The sequence below is a fragment of the Caldimonas brevitalea genome (genome assembly GCF_001017435.1).
Classification (GTDB): domain Bacteria; phylum Pseudomonadota; class Gammaproteobacteria; order Burkholderiales; family Burkholderiaceae_C; genus Caldimonas; species Caldimonas brevitalea.
The window spans coordinates 5,687,943-5,706,212 of the sequence record NZ_CP011371.1 but is presented as its reverse complement, the minus strand read 5'-3'; the positions used below and the strand labels follow the sequence as shown (position 1 = coordinate 5,706,212).

17 protein-coding genes are annotated in these 18,270 nt (G+C 68.8%); 4 read left to right on the top strand and 13 right to left on the bottom strand.

The genetic code is table 11. The features are described from left to right. The first annotated feature begins 179 nt into the window (after positions 1-179). Both AAW51_RS24225 and infA read left to right on the top strand, forming a co-directional pair. Positions 180-560, top strand: a complete 381-nt coding sequence (locus tag AAW51_RS24225) for a hypothetical protein (protein ID WP_053013882.1) — start codon at positions 180-182, stop codon at positions 558-560. Between the two features lie 623 nt (positions 561-1,183). Beyond that, positions 1,184-1,435 (top strand): translation initiation factor IF-1, encoded by a 252-nt coding sequence (gene infA / locus AAW51_RS24220; RefSeq protein ID WP_047196675.1) that lies wholly within the window; start codon positions 1,184-1,186, stop codon positions 1,433-1,435. A gap of 31 nt (positions 1,436-1,466) precedes the next feature. Here the strand turns inward: infA and AAW51_RS24215 are convergent, their stop codons facing one another. The 10 genes from AAW51_RS24215 to cls form a co-directional block, all read right to left on the bottom strand. After that, positions 1,467-1,946, bottom strand: a complete 480-nt coding sequence (locus tag AAW51_RS24215; RefSeq protein WP_047196674.1) for a hypothetical protein — start codon at positions 1,944-1,946, stop codon at positions 1,467-1,469. Positions 1,947-2,094: 148 nt separating this feature from the next. After that, positions 2,095-3,252, bottom strand: a complete 1,158-nt coding sequence (locus tag AAW51_RS24210; protein ID WP_053013881.1) for a glycosyltransferase family 2 protein — start codon at positions 3,250-3,252, stop codon at positions 2,095-2,097. 37 nt (positions 3,253-3,289) lie between these two features. Further along, the gene (locus tag AAW51_RS24205) at positions 3,290-4,450 is read right to left on the bottom strand and encodes a rhodanese-like domain-containing protein (RefSeq protein ID WP_047196673.1); all 1,161 of its coding nucleotides are present in this window, start codon (positions 4,448-4,450) and stop codon (positions 3,290-3,292) included. 460 nt (positions 4,451-4,910) lie between these two features. Continuing rightward, on the bottom strand, positions 4,911-5,954 hold the full coding sequence (locus AAW51_RS24200) for a threonine ammonia-lyase (protein ID WP_047196672.1): 1,044 nt from the start codon (positions 5,952-5,954) through the stop codon (positions 4,911-4,913). Positions 5,955-6,413: 459 nt separating this feature from the next. After that, positions 6,414-8,681 carry an ATP-binding protein gene (locus AAW51_RS24195; protein ID WP_047196671.1) on the bottom strand — a complete coding sequence of 756 codons (2,268 nt, stop codon included), beginning with the start codon at positions 8,679-8,681 and terminating at the stop codon, positions 6,414-6,416. 41 nt (positions 8,682-8,722) lie between these two features. Then, a complete protein-coding gene (locus tag AAW51_RS24190) occupies positions 8,723-9,277 on the bottom strand; it encodes a hypothetical protein (RefSeq protein ID WP_047196670.1) in 555 nt (184 codons plus the stop codon). Between the two features lie 21 nt (positions 9,278-9,298). Continuing rightward, entirely contained in the window at positions 9,299-9,934 is a 636-nt protein-coding gene (locus AAW51_RS24185; RefSeq protein WP_047196669.1) for a YbhB/YbcL family Raf kinase inhibitor-like protein, read from the bottom strand. Between the two features lie 106 nt (positions 9,935-10,040). After that, positions 10,041-10,325 (bottom strand): hypothetical protein, encoded by a 285-nt coding sequence (locus AAW51_RS24180; protein WP_047196668.1) that lies wholly within the window; start codon positions 10,323-10,325, stop codon positions 10,041-10,043. A 146-nt stretch (positions 10,326-10,471) separates the two neighbouring features. Beyond that, entirely contained in the window at positions 10,472-12,211 is a 1,740-nt protein-coding gene (locus tag AAW51_RS24175; RefSeq protein ID WP_047198245.1) for a bifunctional metallophosphatase/5'-nucleotidase, read from the bottom strand. Between the two features lie 543 nt (positions 12,212-12,754). Continuing rightward, the gene (gene cls, locus AAW51_RS24170) at positions 12,755-14,017 is read right to left on the bottom strand and encodes a cardiolipin synthase (RefSeq protein ID WP_047196667.1); all 1,263 of its coding nucleotides are present in this window, start codon (positions 14,015-14,017) and stop codon (positions 12,755-12,757) included. A 235-nt stretch (positions 14,018-14,252) separates the two neighbouring features. Here cls and AAW51_RS24165 point away from each other — a divergent pair, with 235 nt between their 5' ends. Continuing rightward, on the top strand, positions 14,253-15,434 hold the full coding sequence (locus tag AAW51_RS24165) for a glycerophosphodiester phosphodiesterase (protein ID WP_083438548.1): 1,182 nt from the start codon (positions 14,253-14,255) through the stop codon (positions 15,432-15,434). On the opposite strand, the gene AAW51_RS24160 is transcribed toward AAW51_RS24165, so the two are convergent. Then, positions 15,421-16,242 carry an FRG domain-containing protein gene (locus AAW51_RS24160; protein WP_047196666.1) on the bottom strand — a complete coding sequence of 274 codons (822 nt, stop codon included), beginning with the start codon at positions 16,240-16,242 and terminating at the stop codon, positions 15,421-15,423. The genes AAW51_RS24165 and AAW51_RS24160 overlap by 14 nt on opposite strands. 213 nt (positions 16,243-16,455) lie before the next feature. Here AAW51_RS24160 and AAW51_RS24155 point away from each other — a divergent pair, with 213 nt between their 5' ends. Next, positions 16,456-17,223 carry a glucose 1-dehydrogenase gene (locus AAW51_RS24155; RefSeq protein WP_047196665.1) on the top strand — a complete coding sequence of 256 codons (768 nt, stop codon included), beginning with the start codon at positions 16,456-16,458 and terminating at the stop codon, positions 17,221-17,223. 45 nt (positions 17,224-17,268) lie between these two features. Here the strand turns inward: AAW51_RS24155 and AAW51_RS24150 are convergent, their stop codons facing one another. Next, positions 17,269-17,529: a hypothetical protein gene (locus AAW51_RS24150; RefSeq protein ID WP_157360020.1), complete on the bottom strand. Its 261-nt coding sequence runs from the start codon at positions 17,527-17,529 to the stop codon at positions 17,269-17,271. Positions 17,530-17,660: 131 nt separating this feature from the next. After that, positions 17,661-18,185, bottom strand: coding sequence for a hypothetical protein (locus tag AAW51_RS24145; RefSeq protein ID WP_053013879.1), 525 nt, complete (start codon positions 18,183-18,185; stop codon positions 17,661-17,663). Positions 18,186-18,270: the final 85 nt, after the last annotated feature.

Below are 18,270 nucleotides of genomic sequence, written 5' to 3'. Positions count from 1 at the left end.
ACCCGAAGTCGCGCGGCGCACGTCGCACGCTGCTTGCCCGCACTGACTCGGTCCTCGAACGACCCGGCGTCCGGCACCTCCGGCGCGGGCGGCGTGGCACCTCGCGGTGAGACCGAGCGGCACCGGCCGCTGGGCGTCGACTTCACCAAAACTGTTTGCGCTTTTAGGAGATGGATCTCATGAACAAGCCAACGATCAGGCAACTGTGCATTGCCGTGTTTGCCGCCTTGGTCGGCGCCGCTGTCGGCGCCCAGACCGGTACCGGCACCGGCACGGGCGCCGGGGCCGGCACCGGCGCGACGCCGTCGGGCTCGGCGGGTCAGCAAGGTGGCGGCTCCCAGACGGGCACCACGGCCTCCGGCGGGGGCACCGGCACGACGTCGGGCGCCACCAGCGACAGCAAGCAGGACCAGAAGAAAAAGAAGCAACAGCACAAGGATCAACACAAGATGGACGACGCGTCGTCCGGCAGCGGCGGCACCGGCGGCGCCACGGGCGGCACCACCGGAGGGACCGGTGGCAGCGGCACCGGCGGCACGACCGGTGGCACCAAGCCCTGACGTTCGCGCTGCCGCGCGGCCGTGACACGGTCGCTGCCGCGGGCGCCCCGTCGCGCGCAGACGGGTAAGGAGAGCCGGTCCGGCTCTCCTTTTTTCATCTGCACTGCCGCACCGCGCGTGGCACACCACCTCTTCGGTTCCGAGGGTCCTGCAACGCCGTCCGCCGCCCTGCGCAAAACACCCCGGCATCACCGCCGCAGCCGCCTGGGCCAAGGGCTGGTGGGCCTGCAGGGCCACGCCTGCCGTGGTACATTCGACCTTCGCTTGAGGTGCTGGCAATGTCCCGCACCTTGTCTTCCGATCCGGTGGCTCTGCACCTTGGCAGTTGCGCCGCGCGGGGCATCTCGCACGAGGTGTCCGCGGTGCCGCGATGTCCGTCCACCGGTCTGTCTTGGCAGGTTGTCGTCCCAGCGGCGCCGGTCTTGACTTCGAGTTCGTCGGTTGCGCCTTGCGGCGAGGCCGACGCGGTTCGACCCCTGTAAGCCGAGCGGCCCATAGCGGTCTGGCAGCGTCTGAACGCTTTGCCGGCCGCGCCTGCGCCTGCTCGCTCCTATCGCTTCGCTCGGTGAAGCGGCAGTGGGCTCGAGCCGTTTTGCGCCATCGAGTTTTTAGGAGATCAGGTTATGGCCAAAGAAGAATTGATCGAGATGCACGGCATGGTGGACGAAGTGCTGCCCGATTCTCGTTACCGCGTCACGCTGGACAACGGTCACCAGCTGGTGGCCTACACCTCCGGCAAGATGCGCAAGCACCACATCCGCATCCTGGCCGGCGACAAGGTGTCGCTCGAACTCTCGCCCTACGACCTCAGCAAGGGCCGCATCACCTTCCGGCACCTCGAGCAGCGCGGCCCCGCCCCGCGGCGCGCATACTGAGCACGGGCGCCGGGACGCGACCGGCAGGTCCTCACCGCGGCGGCGCAGCGCCCTCGCGACCCGAGCGCGTTTGTGCGTCCAGCCCCCGGTCTGGCGATTCGAACACCTGGTGGTCGTTGGAGCCCACGTCGATCAGCTCCTCGATCAGGAAACGACCGTATTTCTGAGCCCGTGCCGCATGGAAACGCTGCACGATCGCGGCCACCTCGCGCGCCTGCTCGTCGCGGCGCGCCTCCACCACCAAAAAGCTGTAGCCCTGGTCGGCCAGTTCCCCATGGGCTTTGGCCAGGTTCAGCTCCTGCCCGAAATTGGCCAGCACGCTGGCGTTGGCCACCTCGCTGTCGACCTGGGCCCGCATCTGTTCCGGCGTGTAGCGGGCGGCCGGGCTGAAGCCCGCCTGACCCAGCGCCTGCACGGCGTCTTCCAGGTCTCGCTCCGAAGGGAAGGACACCACCACGTGTCCGACGGGCTTGAAGGCGCCGAGTGCCTCCGGCGGATTGCTCTTCTCCATCACGATCTCCTGAACTGACTGACGGCGCCACGCGGGGCGTGGCGTTCCAGGACATCGTGCGATCAGCACGGCGCGGCGTCGTTCAGGCAGAGGCGCATCGCGGCGTCGGCGTGCGCCTACAGCGGCCTAGCGGCGGCGACCGCGCGCTTCACAACGGACGGTGGCCGCGCCGCAAGGTGTCCAACGGATAGTGGGTGCCCCGCCACACCACGCCGCCGCGCCGCCAGGTCAGCCAGCAGGCGCGCCACCACATCGCCACCGTCATCAGGCCGCTCAGCGGCAAATACAGCAGGCAGCGCCGCGGATAACCCGTTTCACGCACCATTTCGGCCGAGGCGGCGACCCACAGCAGCACCGACACGAGGTTGAACACGCGCGCCGGACCGTTCGTGACCAGCACGCCGAGGTAGGGCCAGGCCTGCAACATCAGCACCAGCGCCCCCGCCGACAGTGCCCGCCACCACTGGTAGTCGAAGGCGGCGAACAGGTTCTTCTCCAGCCCTCGAAACATCGCCCCGGCATCGGCATACCACGCCACCCGGACCATCTCGGCACCGGCCATCACCCCCGAGCGGGCGCCGTGATCGTGCAGCACGCAGGCCAGGGCCATGTCGTCGATCACTGCCAGCGGCAGCGCCGCGTGCCCGCCCGCCGCGCGATACGTGCTGGCGCGCACCATGTTGAAGGCGCCGACGCCCACCGGCGCCTGGCGCGCCGACCCGCCCACCCGCCAAGGCCGGAAACGGGCCAGGAACAGCGTCTGGAAGCCAAGCATCAGCGACGCCAGCAGCGGGTCGCGCACCGGCACGTCGGGCAGCACCGCCAAATGGTCGAGACCCGCGTGGCGGCAATGGTGGGCGGCGCGGGCGATGGCGCTGGGCTCGAACACCACGTCGGCGTCGGTGAACAGCAGCCACTCGCCGCTGGCGTGCGCCGCGCCTTGCTGCAGCGCGTGGTTCTTGCCGAGCCAGCCCTCCGGCAGGCGGTCGACGCGCAGCACCCGCAGCCGCGGCTGCTCGGCCTGCAGCCGGGCCAGCACCTGGGGTGTGGCGTCGGTCGATCGATCGTCGACCACCACCACCTCGGGCCGGGCCTCGGAGGCGAGCAGCGACCGCAGCGCCGGTTCCAGCGTGTCGGCCTCGTTCAGTGCCGGCACCACCACCGACACCCGGAGCGGGGTCGTATCGGCGCCAGGTGCTTCCAGATCACGCAGGTAGCGCAATCGCCTGGCGCCGAGATGCACTTCGAAGAGCGTGGCGGCGCACAGCGCCAGCACCGCCAGGGACATCCAATCGACCCAGGTCATCTCCCGGTTTTTACCGCATCGCGGTACCGCCAGCGACCTAGTTTTTGGCCAGGCTCAGGCCCGCGGCCTCCCATTCGGGCAAACCGCCGCGGAACCAATACACCTGCTTGAAACCCTGGCCGAGGGCCGTACGGCTGGCCTTGTACGACTTCCAGCATTCGGCGCCGTTACAGGAGAATATGACCGGCTTGTTTTTGTCGAGCTGGGCCAGGCCTTTGAAATCGTCCTGCGTGCTGTCGAATGCCACGTCTTTCAAACTCTTTTCGTGATAGGGAATGAAAATCGCTTGCGGCACGCGTTTGGCTTTGTATTCCTTTTCGCTGCGGGTATCGACGAATACCGTGCCATTCGCGATCAACTGTTGCACGTCGGCAGCTTTCACCACCTTCGCACCCGGCAAATGCGTCGGCGTGAACAGACCCAATTCGGCCACCGCCTTGTATTCCGCCACCTCCGCGCGTGCCGCGATCGGTTTCAGGCCGCAGGTGATCGCCGAGTTGGCGAACCAATTGGCGACCTTGGCGCGCAGGTCCGCTGCCAAATCCTTTTTCATCACCACCGAGAATCCGCCGGGCACTTGGCCCGAAGTCGCCAGCACCTTGCCGACGCCGGGGTAGGCCTTGTCCCAGGCTTCCCAGTCGCTGCGCCGTACCACCGTGGCGTCGGTCGCGCCCAGCATCAGCGCCGTCAGGCCGGCTTGCGGATAGCGTTCGTGCTGCACGGCGCGCAGGTCCTTGAAAGACAAACCGCTGGCGTTCAGCATGCCGCGCGCCATGTAGGTGTAGATCGAGTCCTGCTGAGGCAGGTAGAGCCGCCCGCCCTTCATGTCCCGTGTGGTGGGCACCTGCTGACGGCCCACCAGCACGTATTGCTCGGCCGGGTCGGTCGAACCGATCAGCTCGTAGCCCCGCATCAGCGCGGACGCTGCGACCTGGGCGGGCGCGATGAACACATCGTATTCGGCGCTGCGGGTGGCCCGCATCACATCGGCCAGTTCCTCGCTTTTGCTGACGGTGATCTGCTGTCCCAGCGCTTTGCCGAGACCCGATTCCATCGTCGCCCGCGACAGCATGAAAGCGTCCTGGCGGGAGGTCGGTTCCACCGCGACCATCGCCGACAACTCGGCCTGCGCGGTACTGGAAACGGCAAAAAGGCCGGCGCCGAGGCCGGCGTAGAAGGCGTGGCGGATCTTGTTCACGGCGGTACTCTCCATATCGTTATCGGCGATGAGCCTTTTATTCGCGGGCGCGCCTGGAACCCCGACGATTTACACGCTCGAGCCGGAGGCCGAACGCTTGCCTGGAGTTCGAATCGGGAGGTTTTCCCAAATTTGCGGTGCGCCGGCGACGGGCGTGTTCCCAAGCACGTGTGGTCCCGTCGCTGGTGCCATTCTGCGCGGCGTGACATGTCCTGACGGGCAGGGGTACGACACGGTACCGGTGTGAGCGTGATAAATTTGTTTCGCCCTGCAAACCAGATTGTAACTATATTTATCAGAACTGGCGCGCGGCGTCAGTGTCCATTCACGTCGCGGACACGAAGGGCCTGGCGAAACCAGCCGGATGTGCAAATGCCCGGCGCGGCGCGGTCCCCCACCGGCCGTGCGCCAGTGAGGACCACCGCCGGTCCCGGTGTGCCGGGTCTCTGCAGAAGGACGGTTAGCGGGCCTGCGCCGTTTCCCGCTGGCGTGCGGCCGCCTCGCCGAGCGCGAGCAATTCCGCAAAACGCGCCGGGTCGAGGTTGGACCCGCACACGATCACCCCCACCTTGCGTCCCTCCAGCCGCTGCCGCAGCGGCCCGAGCAGTGCGGCCGCCGCTGTCGCGGCGGCCGGTTCGGCCACCAGTTTGACGTCCCGGAACAGGTAGTACATCGCCTCGCAGAGTGCGTCGTCCGGCAGCCGCACGATGTCGTCCAGGAAGCGCTGGTTGACACTGAAGCTGTAAGGCAGGGCGTACGGGGCGCCGAGGCTGTCGGCCACGGTCTGCACACGCTCCAGGGTCTCGGGGCGGCCCGATTGGAAGCTGCGCCAGGTGGCATCCGCGCCGGTGGGCTCGACGCCATAAACACGGCATGCCGGATTGAGCTGTTTCACCGCGGCCGCGATCCCCGCGCACAACCCGCCACCGCCCACCGGCACCACCACGGCCTCGAGCTGGGGCAGCTGTTCCAGCAATTCGAGGCCGATGGTGGCGGTGCCCAGCGCCGTCAATGGGCCGTCGAAAGGATGCACCATCGTGCGTCTCTCGTCGTCGACGAGTTGCTGGGCCAGTGCGAACGCGCTGTGCACGTCGTCGGTCAGCAATACCTCGGCGCCGAAGCCGCGGCAGGCGGCAACACGGGCGGGGCTGGCATGTCGCGGCATCACAACTTTCGCGTGCAGGCCGGCCACGCGGGCCGCGTAGGCGACGGCGATGGCGTGATTGCCGGCACTGGCAGCGACGATGCCGCGGCGGCGGGCCGCCTCGTCGAGCGCGAGCACGCAGTTGAGCGCCCCGCGCACCTTGAAGCTGCCGGTCTTCTGGAACAGCTCCAGCTTCAGCCACACCTCGGTGTCGGGGTGCAGGGTCTCGACAATGCCGGTTTGCCAGCGCCACACTGGCGTGCGCAAGACGCGACCTGCGAGGCGTTCAGCGGTTCGTCGGATGTCGGGCAGGGACGGGTAATGCGACGCCGCTGCGTCGTCTGAAGTCGGGAATGACATGAGGTCTCTTCGAAGGTAAGGCGATGTTCATGCGCATCGCAACGATGCGCGCCCCAATCGGGATCGCCGAGCACCAGCCCCAGGCTGCAGCTCAGCGACCCCGGCTAATTCGAAGAGACTGAAGCGACTGAAGGGTTTGAAGGCCCAAGCGGGCGGCACCAGCGCCGCCCGTCATGCACCGCCCCAACGCCAAGGCCCCCGCGCCGTGGGCAGGCCCGGCGGCGAGGTGGAGGAGGGCGGGCAGGTGGAGACTCACATCGCGATATTCCCATAAAAGCAGCAGGGTTCCAAGTCCTCGGGTGGCGCGCTGCCGGCTGCCGGCAGCCGGGCATTGCGCAGGTTTTGCACGCCTTGCCGGCAAGGGTGGCCGCCGTGGGCGCGGTTCCGCTCGCGCGCAGAGCCGATCACGCGGCCCGCACCCCTCGCGTACAGCGGCGACGGCCGTGTGGGCTGCAAGCGTCAAGGGGCCGGGACGGACTCTGCAGTCCAGCGCTCCAAGGCCGCGCGCAGCGTCTCGACCGTGCAGGGTTTGGCGAGAAAGTCATCCATGCCGGCCGCCTGGCACTGTTCGAGGTTGCTTTCGAGCACGTTGGCGGTCAACGCGACGATGGGCACCCGGTGCCGGCCTTGGGCGCGCTCACGCACGCGCCATTCGCGTGTCGCGTCGTAGCCCGACATGCCCGGCAGCATGCAATCCATCAGGACCAGTTGATAGTGGCCGCGTTCCAGCGCGCCCAACGCCTCGTCGCCATCGATCGCAACGTCGCAGGTGCAGCCCAGGGCCGTCAGCTGCGATTCGACCACCATGCTGTTCACCGGGTTGTCCTCGACCACCAGCACGTGCCGGCCGGCCGTCGCGCGCACCGCCTGTGGTTCGCTGTCGACCTCGTCGCCGAGCGGCATCGCGCCGCTGTGGGCGAAGCGCACACGCGGGTCCTGCTCGCGATGCTCCGGGTCCGGCACCGCCGGCCGGGTCAGCTGGAACTGCACCTCGAACCAAAACGTCGTGCCGGCCCCGGGCGTGCTGTCGAAGGAGATGGTGCCGCCCATCAGTTGCACCAGCTTCTGCGAGATCGACAAGCCGAGGCCGGTGCCGCCGAAGCGGCGCGCCACGGAGTTGTCGGCCTGCGCGAAGGGCGCAAAGATGCGCTGTGCCGCTTCCGGGCTGACCCCCACGCCGGTGTCCTCCACCTCGAAGCGCAGCTTGACCGCCTCCTGCGCCTCGCGCCGTGCCGCGACACGCACGCGCAACACGATCTGGCCCCGGTCGGTGAACTTCACGGCGTTGCTGGTCAGGTTGATCAACACCTGTTGCAGCCGTGTTCGGTCGCCCAGCAGCCCGGGCGGCAGCTGCGGGTCGACCTCGCAGTGCAGTGCCAGGCCCTTCGCGTGGGCGCTGCTTTCGAACAGGGTGGCGGTTTCGCGCAGCACCGCCGCCGGGTCGAAAGGGCGGTATTCGAGCTGCAGCCGGTCGGCTTCGATCTTCGAGAAGTCCAGGATGTCGCTGATCAGCCCGAGCAGGCTCTGCGCCGAGCGCAGCAGGGTGTCGGCGAGCTTGCGGTCGTGCGGTGCCAGCGGCGCGCGCAACAACAGTTCGGCGGTGCCGAGGATGCCGTTGAGGGGCGTGCGGATCTCGTGGCTCATCGTCGCCAGGAACTCCGATTTCGCCTGGTTGGCGGCCTCGGCCTCGGCACGCAGGCGCCGGTTTTCGTCGAGCTCGCGCTCACGATTGCGCAGCAGCCGCACCAGCGAGACGAAGGTGGCCGCCACCACCAGCGTGCCGGCCAGCGCACTGAGCGCGATCGCGGTGGCTTCCTCGTACCAGTCGGCCAGGTAGACGTCGGGGTGGACCGTGATCGACACCAGCGCCGGGACACCTTCGACCGCATGCGACGCGAACAAACAACGCCGGCAGACCTGCGGGTCGGCGTCCCACGGCGTGTACAGCGGCGCGCGCCCCGGGAGCGAGCGCGTGGGCAGCTTGGCATAGGGGCCGGTCCTCGTGACGCGCCTGCCGAGGCCGTCTTCGACGGGTGGCGCGTGCACCAGCACGCTCAGGTCGTCGCGCAGCAACTTGGTCGACACCCGCCCGGCGGCCTGCTCTTTCGGCACCAGCGACAGCGACTGGTAGGCGTCGACGAAAAACTGGGTCGCCAGCCCGATCACCACCAGGCCGATGAACTCGCCGTCGGCGCCGTTCAGGCGCCGGCTGAGATAGAAATCCCATTCGCCGTTGGCCCGGTTGGGGTAACTCTCGCTGAGGTACGCCTGGCCTTCGTCTCCTTGCCTCTGGGCGATGAAGTAGTCGCGGTCGGCGATGCTGATCTTGGGCACGGGAAACGTGCGCGAGAAGCTGACCAGTTCGCCGGTGTTCGAAAACACGCCCACCACGTCGATCACCTGCGATCCACGCGAGCGAGCCCGCAAGGCCTGGTGCCACTGGGGAGTGCGTACCTGCTCGTTCAACTGGCTGGCGGTGCGGATGCCGGCCTCGTCGACCGCCTGGGCCACGCCTTCCAGCACGAACTCCGCGGTCCTGATGGCTTGGCGTGCGTGTTCGGCCAAGGCCAGTGCGTGGTGCTCGGTGTTGACGCGCCACTGCGCCGCCGCGCTGACCTGCATCCGCCAAGCGCCGTAGCCGGCGGTGACGAGGATGGCCAGCACCAACAGCAGGCCGATCACCGTGGCGGCTTGGCTGGCTTGTAGCGGACGTTGCGGGCGCGGCATGACGGGGTGGAGCGTGTCGGCCCGGTACGACCGCCGGGGCGTCACCGGATCGGCTCGGGGCTGTCCCTCGGCAGCAGCAACTGGGGCACCTGCGCAAACGACCAGCGGTCCTGGTCGCGTTGGAACACCCACACCATGTCGTAGCGGTCTTCCGGCCAGGCGGCCGGTACATCACCGCCTTCTGTGAGGGCCGCTGCGAAGGCGGCCATCGACGCATGTCGCCAGCTCAGCAAGACCGGGCCGTCAGCCGCCTCGACGGCGGCCACCAGCTGGTCCGGCCGGGCTTCCGCCGTCAGGTCCTGGCGCACCTCGACCCGCAGCGCGCGCGCCAGCGGCTCGACGGTCCACAGCGGTCGCGGGCTGGGGTGTGCCGCCGAGGTGGCGGCCGCGAAGATGGTGGCCGGCGTGTCGATGCGCCGGTCACGAACGTGGCCGTCGAGCGGTGCGAAAAAGCGCACCAGGGCACCGGCGCGCTGCCAGCCCCGCACGCTCAGGCCGTGCGGGTTTGCGTTGCCGCGCTCGTCCACACCCTGCAGGCCCAGGCTGGCATCGGGCTTCTCGGCATGGCGGATCAGCAAGATCTTGCGGGTCGACATGGCGTTGACCGCGATCGACGTTCAGAGCACCTGTCCCTGCAGCCCTGTATCCGGCTGCCCCGTGCCCGCTTTCTCCGAGCCGTCGGGCCGCTCGTAGGTGCCGATCAGGCAACCGCTGGCCACGGCATGTTCGGCCAGCACTTCCAACACTTCGTCGCGGCCGGGTGTGCCCGAAAAGCGGGCGCCGGGCGCCAGCGCAAAGATCTGGAAGGCATAACGGTGCACACCGTGCCCGGGTGGCGGGTCGGGCGGCAGCCAGCGCGACTGCAGGTAGGAGTTGCGGCCGATCTTCAGGTCGGCGGCGTCGTCGTCCGAACTCTGCAGTGCGCCTTCGGGCAAGGAGCCGTCTTCCGGCGGCAGTTCGACCGCGATCGCATGCACCAGCGGCTGGGGCGTCGGCGCATCGGCGTCTTCGACGATCAGCACGAGCGAGCCGGCTGTGGCAGGCACGCCGGCCCACTGCAGCGGAGGCGAGAGGCCACGGCCGTCGGCGGTGTACGGGGGCGGGATGGGGGCATGGTCGGCGAAGGCCAGACTGGTCACTTCGATCGCGGCCATGCCGGCGCGCAGGTCGACCTTGCTGTAAGCGAGCTTTTCCAGTCCGGCGCGCTGATGGCGCAAGGCGTGGCCCACGGCGTCGGGAAGCTTTTCAAGCATGGCATTGCCCTCCAGGTCTGACGCAGCCCAAGCACGCTGCGTACCCAGCCGCGCCCAGCCTGTCCCGGCGCGGTGTGCCGGCCACTGCGCGGGGTCGGTGGCCGCGTCAGTGCGGCTTGCGAGGACGCTTGAAGGACTTGGGCCGGTAGACGTTGCCGTCCCATTCGCCGCGGGCGCGACGGATGGCTTCCTCGGCGATCCGCTCCGCCTCGGCCCGCGAGCGCCGGCGCTCGCCCGGCCGGCGCAGCGAGCGCAGCCAGCGACGGCCGGCGTCGGCGCCCGAGCGCACGGCGGCATCGAAACGCGCCCGGCGCGCCGCGCCCAGCATCAGGCGCACGAGCAAGACGACGCAGACGGCGAGCACGCCCCAGGCCAACAGTTTTTCGATCATCTCGACGGCAATCCATGCAGAAGGACAGCAACAGGTGCTGCCCAGACTGCATGCTGCCATGTCTTGAGGCTTCGGTGCGCGGAGCGGGCCACCGCGACGTGCAAAAGTCGCCGTGGCCCTGCGGCATCACCCCGTGGTGGTGCGGCTCACCCCTTCGTGATGCGCGCTTCGGTGGTGGGCGCGACCGGGCTGTGCTTCGAGAAGAAGTCGAGCAAGGTGTCGATGTCCTGCGCGCCGCCCAGCCGGTCGGTGCCCGACTTGAGCACCGTGAAGCCGTCGCCGCCATCGGCCAGGAAGGAGTTGACGGTGACGCGGTAGCGCTGCGTCGCAACGATCGGCGCGCCGCCGAGCCGCATGTCGCTGACACGTTGCTGGTTGGGCTGCGTCGGCGTCCAGGTGTAGCTGAAGCCGCGGCTCGGCTGCAGCATGCGCGGGAAGGTCGCGTTGACGCCAGTGGCCTGCTGCTCGAGCAGGTCCTTGAGCTGCTGGCCGGTGAGCGTCATCACCACCAGGCTGTTGCCGAAGGGCTGCACCGTGAAGGCCTGGCCGAAGCTCAGGTCGCAGGGGCCGGCGGCGCAGACGAAGTCCGCACGCACGCCGCCGGGGTTCATGAAGGCGATCTGCGCGCTGCCCTGGTCGGCGGCCGCTGTGGCGGCCAATTGGGCATCGGCGATCAAACGCCCCGCCGCCGAATCGCCGCCAGGGCTGGCGGTGCGGTCGATGGTGGCGGTGATGCGGCCGACCACCCGGTTGGCTCGCGGCTCGGCGAGGCTCGCATAGGTCTGTACCAGACCCTGCACGCCCGCGTGGGCCGCCACCGGCGGGAACTTCGCCGCCACCTCGGCGGTGTTGGTGTCGTTCACCACCGGCACGTTGAGCGCCACTGTTTTGCTGCGTTCGACGTCACGGCTCGCGCGATCGAGCACCACGTCGACCTGGCTGATGCCGCGGCCCGACGAATAGGCCTGGATCACCGGCACGCCGTTGACCAGGCAGTTGTAGCCCGTATGGGTGTGGCCGTTGAACAGCACGTCGATCTTCGGGCTCAGCTTGGCCGCAATCGCGAACGCTTCCCCTCTGGCATTGGCGCAGCTGCGGTCGTTCCAGGTCGAGTCGGTCTGGCCGCCTTCGTGGATCACCGCGACGATCGCCTTGACGCCCTGGGCGTCGAGTTCGTCGGCATAGCGGTTGAGCGTTTCGGCCTCGTCGAGGAACTGCACGCCCGCCACGCCGGCCGGCGACACGATGGTGGGCGTGGTGCGCGTGACCGCGCCGACGAAGCCGACCTTCACGCCGTCGAATTCCTTGACCACGTAGGGCTTGAACAGCGGCGCCTTGTTGGCGGAGTCGATCACGTTGGCCGCGAGAAAGTCGAACTTCGCGCCGGCATAGGGCCGGGTCGGGCCGGCGCAAGACGACAGGTCGGGGTTGCTGGTGTCGGTGTTGCAGCCGCCGGCCGCGATGCGCTTCAGTTCGGTCACGCCTTTGTCGAACTCGTGATTGCCGACCGCGTTGAGATCGACCTTCATCAGGTTCATCACCTCGACGGTGGGTTCGTCCCGGAAGAAGGCGGACACCAGCGGCGAGGCACCGACCAGATCGCCGCTGGAGATCGTCACGCTGTGCGGCTTGCCCGCGCGCAGCGTGTCGAGCTGGGTGGCGAGGTAGGCGGCACCGCCGGTGTTGACACGCACGGTCTTGGTCGCGTCGGCCGGGTCGGGCAGTGTCAGCGCCAGGTTGTGGTGCTCGAGCGCGCCGTGGAAGTCGTTGAAGGCGAGCAGGCGCACTTCGACCGCCGCCGGTGGCGACGGTGTGTCGTCATCGTCATCGCCGCCGCCGCAGGCAATCAGCGCCGCGACCGCCAGCGCCAGAGGGGTCCACATCATGAGTTGTTGCCGCCGGGGTGTCAGGTGCATCGCCTAGTCTCCGCATCCAAAGATCAGGAGGCTAGTGGACCCGCATGAATTTGCGGTGACGATGCGTCTCAGGACGGCTGCCGTCAAGGGGGCCGTGGCGGCGGTGGTCGCGCCGTTGCGGTGGGAGACGGCCGCTGACGGTGCGTCAGCCAGCGGTTCGTGCAACACATCGAGGGCGGCGGGAAGGGCGGCGCAGGATGAACTTCCTGCTCAGCGTGCACCGGCCCCGGCCGTGCGGGGCGGGCGTCGTCAGGACCGGGCGGAGGGTTTACCGCGCGCGTCCGGCCCTGGCCATGCCGGCGGTGGCGTGCTTCTGGCGGTAGACCTTCCACAGCTTGCCGGCGAGGCCTGAGGTCACGGCGAACACGAGCAGCTTGCGTATGAACATGGCGGATTCTCCTGTGGCAATGCGTGCTCCCCATCGGGCACGTGGGACACCAGCTTAGCGGCCGCCACATGTTGCAGGCGCAGGCCGGGCGGCAGCGCCGCTGTCGGCGCCGGCCTACAAGAAGCTCACAGCTGGGTGCGCAGCAAGGCCGCCAGGCGCTCGACCGCCTTTTCGTGCAGCGGCCGTCGCTGCCACGCCGCCAGTTCGACCGGCCGGGCGCGCTGCCAGTCCTGCTCGAACACCTGCAGCTGTTCCTGAGCGACGCGGCGGTCCAGCACGTTCAGGTTGGCTTCGTCGTTCAGGCGGAACGAGCGGTTGTCGAAGTTGGTCGAGCCGACCGAGACCAGCAGCGCATCGACCACCAGCACCTTGCAATGGAACATGGTGGGCTGGTATTCGGCGATCTCGACGCCCGCTGCCAGCAGCTCGCCCCACAGCGACCGCGACGCACGCCGCACCAGCGGGGAGTCGATGTGGCAGCCGGGCACGATGATGCGCACCTTGACGCCGCGCCGCGCCGCATCGACGAGCGCCTGCACCGCCAGCGTGTCGGGCACGAAGTAGGAGCTGGACAGGTGCAGCGAGTGGCGCGCCGAGGTGATCGCCATCAGATACATCAAATGCATGCTCTCGCTGCCGCCGGTGGGCGAGCTGCTGAACATCTGCGCCGGCATGTCGCCGGCACCCTCCAGCGCCGGGAAGTAGGCGTCGCCATGCAGCACCCGGCCGGTGGCTTTCATCCAGTTGTCGATGAACACCGCCTGCATCTGGGCCACCACCGGGCCCGCGACGCGGAAGTGCGTGTCGCGCCAGTGGTCGGCGTCTTGCGCATGGCCCTGCCATTGGTCGGCAATGCCGACGCCACCGGTGAAGCCGAGCCGCCCGTCGACCACCAGCACCTTGCGGTGGGTGCGATTGTTCAGCCGTGGCAAATGGCTCCAATGCGGCTTGTGGTAACGCTCGACCTCGACGCCGCCGGCCTGCATCTCGCGCAGGTAGTGGCCGTCCATCTTGAGGCTGCCGCCCCAGTCGAGCAGCAGGTGCACCTTCACGCCGGCGCGGGCCCGCTCGATCAGCGCGTCGCTGAACTCGCGCCCGACGCAGCCGGCCCAGTAGATGAAGGTCTCGAAGGTGATGGTGTGGCGCGCCTCGCGGATCGCCTGCAGCATCGCGGGGTAGATCCGTTCGCCGTTGATCAGGGCCTCGACGTGGTTGCCTTCGAGCACCGGCGGCCCGAGCAGCACGTCGAGCGCACGCCGGAACTGCGGGTCCTGCGTGTCGTACTGGCGATCGATCTGCCGTTCGATCTTCTTTTCACTGGCGCCCAGGTTCGCAACGAGCAGCACCACCAGCAGGGTGACACCCACGCTCACGACTACAGTCCACATCGTTGTCTTTGTTGTGAAGTTTGTGCGCGACGATAGCAGCTTCGACCGCTCCGGGCCCTCGGGTCCGGCCCGCAGCGGTGCGCCGCTAGCGCCTCGTTACATCGGGCAGCAGGGTGCGGCTGCGAGGGGCCGCAAGATGGGTGACGTCGGCGTCACGCCGGTGTCACCCGCCGGCCTTACCGTGCAGCGCGGCGCGCCGCGTGCCGCCAGCACTACACCTCAGGAGCCCGATCCGATGTCGTCCCGTATCCGTTTGCTCACCGCTTGTGCCGCCGCCGCCCTGGCTGGCCTGTTGACCACTTCCGGCGTGCTGGCCGAGCCCAACCCGCCCGCCGCGCTGCGTGGCGAACGGGCGCCGTTGGTGATCGCTCACCGCGGCGCCAGCGGTTATCTGCCCGAGCACACGCTGGCCGCCTATTGGCTCGCGATCGAGCAGGGCGCCGACTACATCGAGCCCGACCTGGTCAGCACCAAGGACGGCGTGCTGGTCGCCCGCCACGAGAATGCCATCGCCATCCTCGATGCCGACGGCAGCCTCAAGGAGGCCACCACCGATGTCGCCGAGCGGCCCGAGTTCGCGTCGCGCAAGACCACCAAGACCATCGACGGCAATGCCGTCACCGGTTGGTTCACCGAAGACTTCACGCTGGCCGAGCTGAAGACGCTGCGTGCCCGGGAACGGCTGCCGCAGCTGCGGCCGGCCAACAGCCGTTTCGACCGGATGTTCGAGGTGCCCACGCTCGACGAGGTGCTGGACCTGGTGCGGCAGGCCAACGAGCGCCGCCGCGACGAGGCACGGCACCACGGCCGGCCCTCGAGCTGGCGGCCGATCGGTGTGTACCCCGAGACCAAACACCCGAGCTATTTCCAGGGCATCCGGCTGCCGCTCGAAGAACGGTTGGTGCGCACGCTGCACCGCCATGGTTATGTCGGGCGCCACGCGCCGGTGTTCATCCAGTCGTTCGAGACGCAGAACCTGCGCAAGCTGCGCCGCCTGACCCGGTTGCCGCTGGTGCAACTGCTCAACGGCTCCGGCCGTCCTTGGGACTTCGTGCAGAGCGGCGACCCGCGTAGCTATGCCGACCTCGCGCGCCCCGCCGGGCTGGCCGAGATCGCCACCTATGCCGACGGCATCGGCGCCAACACCCAGCTGATGATCCCGCTGGTCGCCGGCCGCCTCGGCAGCCCCACCACGCTGGTGTCCGACGCACATGCCGCCGGGCTGATCGTGCATGGCTGGACGTTCCGGGCCGAAAACGCCTTTCTGCCCGACGAGTTCGACGCCGGCATCGACCCCGCCGCGCTCGGCAACATGGCCGGGCAGGTCAAGGCCTTTCTGCAACTCGGGCTGGACGGCTTCTTCACCGACCATCCCCACGAGGGCGTGAAGGCACGCGACGCGTTCAAGCCGCGCTGAGCCCGTCCTCGCCGGCCCCCGCCTCGGCGCGGTGTGCCGGCGGGCCCGGCCACACCACCTCCAGCTCGTAGGCGATCGAGCGGGCCAGCCCGTCGAGGTCGGGGAACAGCGTGGCGTGGGTGACGTTCATGCGGTACAGCGCATGCATGGCCTGGTCGCGCAAGGCGGCCGGCAAGACGATCTTCTTCAGCAGCGGCGCGTCCGACGCATAGTGGTCCAGGATCTCGGCCAGCGGCTGCTGCAACTGCCCCGGCACCACGAACAAGCCCGATTGGGCCACCAGCCGCCGGTCCATCCGCGAGGGCTCGCCGAACCACAGCAGCGGGTGCTGGTTGTCGATGAAATAGCGTTCGAAGTGGCCCGGGTGGCGCGGGTCGATGCGGTCGCGCGTCAACGTGGCGTCGAAGCGCGGCGTGGCCTGCCACAAGGCCGGCGTGTTCAACGCGTAGACGGCTGCATCGCCCACCGCACGTTCGAGCGCGAAGAAGGCCGCGACGAAGGGCGACTTGGTGAAGTCGAGCAAGCGGGTCGGCGCGCCATGGTGCTGCATCATCGCCAGGCAGCGCAGGTCTTCGTCGAGTGCGGCGCGGTCTTCCAGGTAGATGTGCGCCTTGCGACGGAAGATGCGCATCGCCCGCCGTTCCCGCTCCGGCCAGCCGGCCGCGTCGGGGCAGAACTGCGCCAGCCGGCGCGACAGCGAGCTGAGCAAGGGCCAGGACGCGACCTGTTGGCCGCGGAACGCCCAGCCGTCGAGTTCATCGGCCAAGGCGATGAACTGGGGCCAGTCTCGGGCGGTGAGCACGTCCATCGAGAGATCCGTCCGGTGACGCTGCGCGAGCGGGAGTGGCAGCTTAACCTGCGCCGGTGCCGGGCCCATGACGCCAGACGGCGCCGCGCGGCCGCGTCGCGAGAGTGACTGCGCAGCCCGAAGGGCCCCGGCACGATGCGCCGCCTGGGCCCAGTCGTTTCGCGCGCCGATCCGGCGCCGGGCGGGCCGCACTGCCAACACAGGAGAATTTCAATGCAGACGCCCGTTGTCCTCACCGGTCGGGTCGCCATGGTCACCGGGGCCGGCGGCGGTATCGGACGCGAAATCGCCCGCGCCTTGGCGGCCGCTGGCGCCACCGTCGTGGGGCTCGACCTTTCCGAAGCCGCTTTGCAAGCCAGCGCCGCGTCGCTGCGCGAGCAGGGCCTGGCGCTGTCGACCCTGCAGGCCGACGTCGGCGACACCGCCTCGGTGGCGGCGGCGGTGGCCCGCATCGTGGCCGAACACGGCCGCCTCGACATCGCGGTGAACAACGCCGGCATCGAAGAAGAGCACACCAAACTGGCCGACGTCGACGAGGTGCTGTTCGACCGCATCCTGCGCGTCAACGTCAAAGGCGTTTGGCTCTGCATGAAACACCAGATCCAAGCGATGTTGAAGCAAGGCGGTGGCTCGATCGTCAACATCGCCTCGGTCGCCGGGCTGGTCGGTGCGCCGCTGCAAAGCGTCTATGCCGGCAGCAAGCATGCGGTGGTGGGCATGACCAAGAGCGCTGCGGCCGAATATGCGCGGCGCGGCATCCGCATCAACAGCGTGTGCCCCGGCATCACCCGCACCGCGATGCTGGAGCGGGCGCTCGAACGCGCGCCCCAGCGCGCGCCGGCGATCGAACGCGCGCAACCCATGGGCCGTGTCGGTGAACCGGGTGAAATCGCCGCGGCGGTGCTGTGGCTGGCCTCGGATGCGGCCAGCTTCGTGACCGGCCACCAGCTCGCGGTGGACGGCGGCCTGACAGCGGTGTGATCGAGGGAGGGGCCGCCGGCGGTGTGGCACCGCCGACGGCTGCTTTCAAAAGCGAGAGGACGGGAACACGCTGACCAGGTCGTCTTCGGTGCACAGCGCGATCAAGCCGCGCTCGACCAACTGCTCGATGTGCTGGCGCATCGGCTCGCTGCCGAAACCCAGGTCGAGCAAGGGGCGCAGCGCGGTATGACCGTTGACGACCGCCAGGAAGCGGCGTGCGTGCGGGCTCAGGGGGGCGGACTGGATCAACATCTCGCGCTGCCCGGCGGCGGTGCGGCGAAACACGGCCTCGTCAGCGTACATCACGGCAAGATCTGCTTGCATACGGAACGGAACATTCATCAAAGCGTCACGAAGACGGGGAGCTTACCAAACCCGCCTTGACGCCCGACTTACCGGTCTTGCGGTCGTGGCCACTTGAGGGGCATCGGCGCCGCTCAAGCGGCCGCCATGGCCCGTGCCTCGGGCAGCAGCTCGACGCATCGCTCGAAGAACAGCCGCGCCCGTTCGTCTCCGCCGGCGGCGGCAATGCGGGCCCGGCAGTCCTGCAGCCAGGCCAGCAAGGCCTCCCGATCGGCGACCTGGCGCGCGGCATCGCGCAGCGGGGCGTCAGCATGGCCCAGCAGCAGGCCGATCTGTTCCAGCGCATAAAACTTCGCCGCCGCCAGCGAGCGCTGGGGCGTGCGGACCGAGGCCGACTTCGGCGCCTCGGGCCCCGCGGCCGGAGGCTCTGCCCCGGACACCGGCTCGATGTAGCCCCACCGTTGCAGGGCCTCGACATCCGCCCCGGTCAGGCCCAACGAGCGCAGTGCAGCGAGCAAGCGCTTCAAGGGCTGCCGGCCGTCGAGCAGGATGAACAGCGAGCGCTGGGCGCGGTTGCCGGCAAAACTGCGTTGCTCGAAGGCGCGGCGGCCGGCTTCGGTTTTGGCATACACCAGGGACCAGTGGAGGGGATCGCTCATCTCAGGTGACGTGCGGCGCTGCCGCAGGCTCTCGACAAAACCGCGACGATAGAAACTGAAAGTTACGCCAGCGCGACAGCGATGC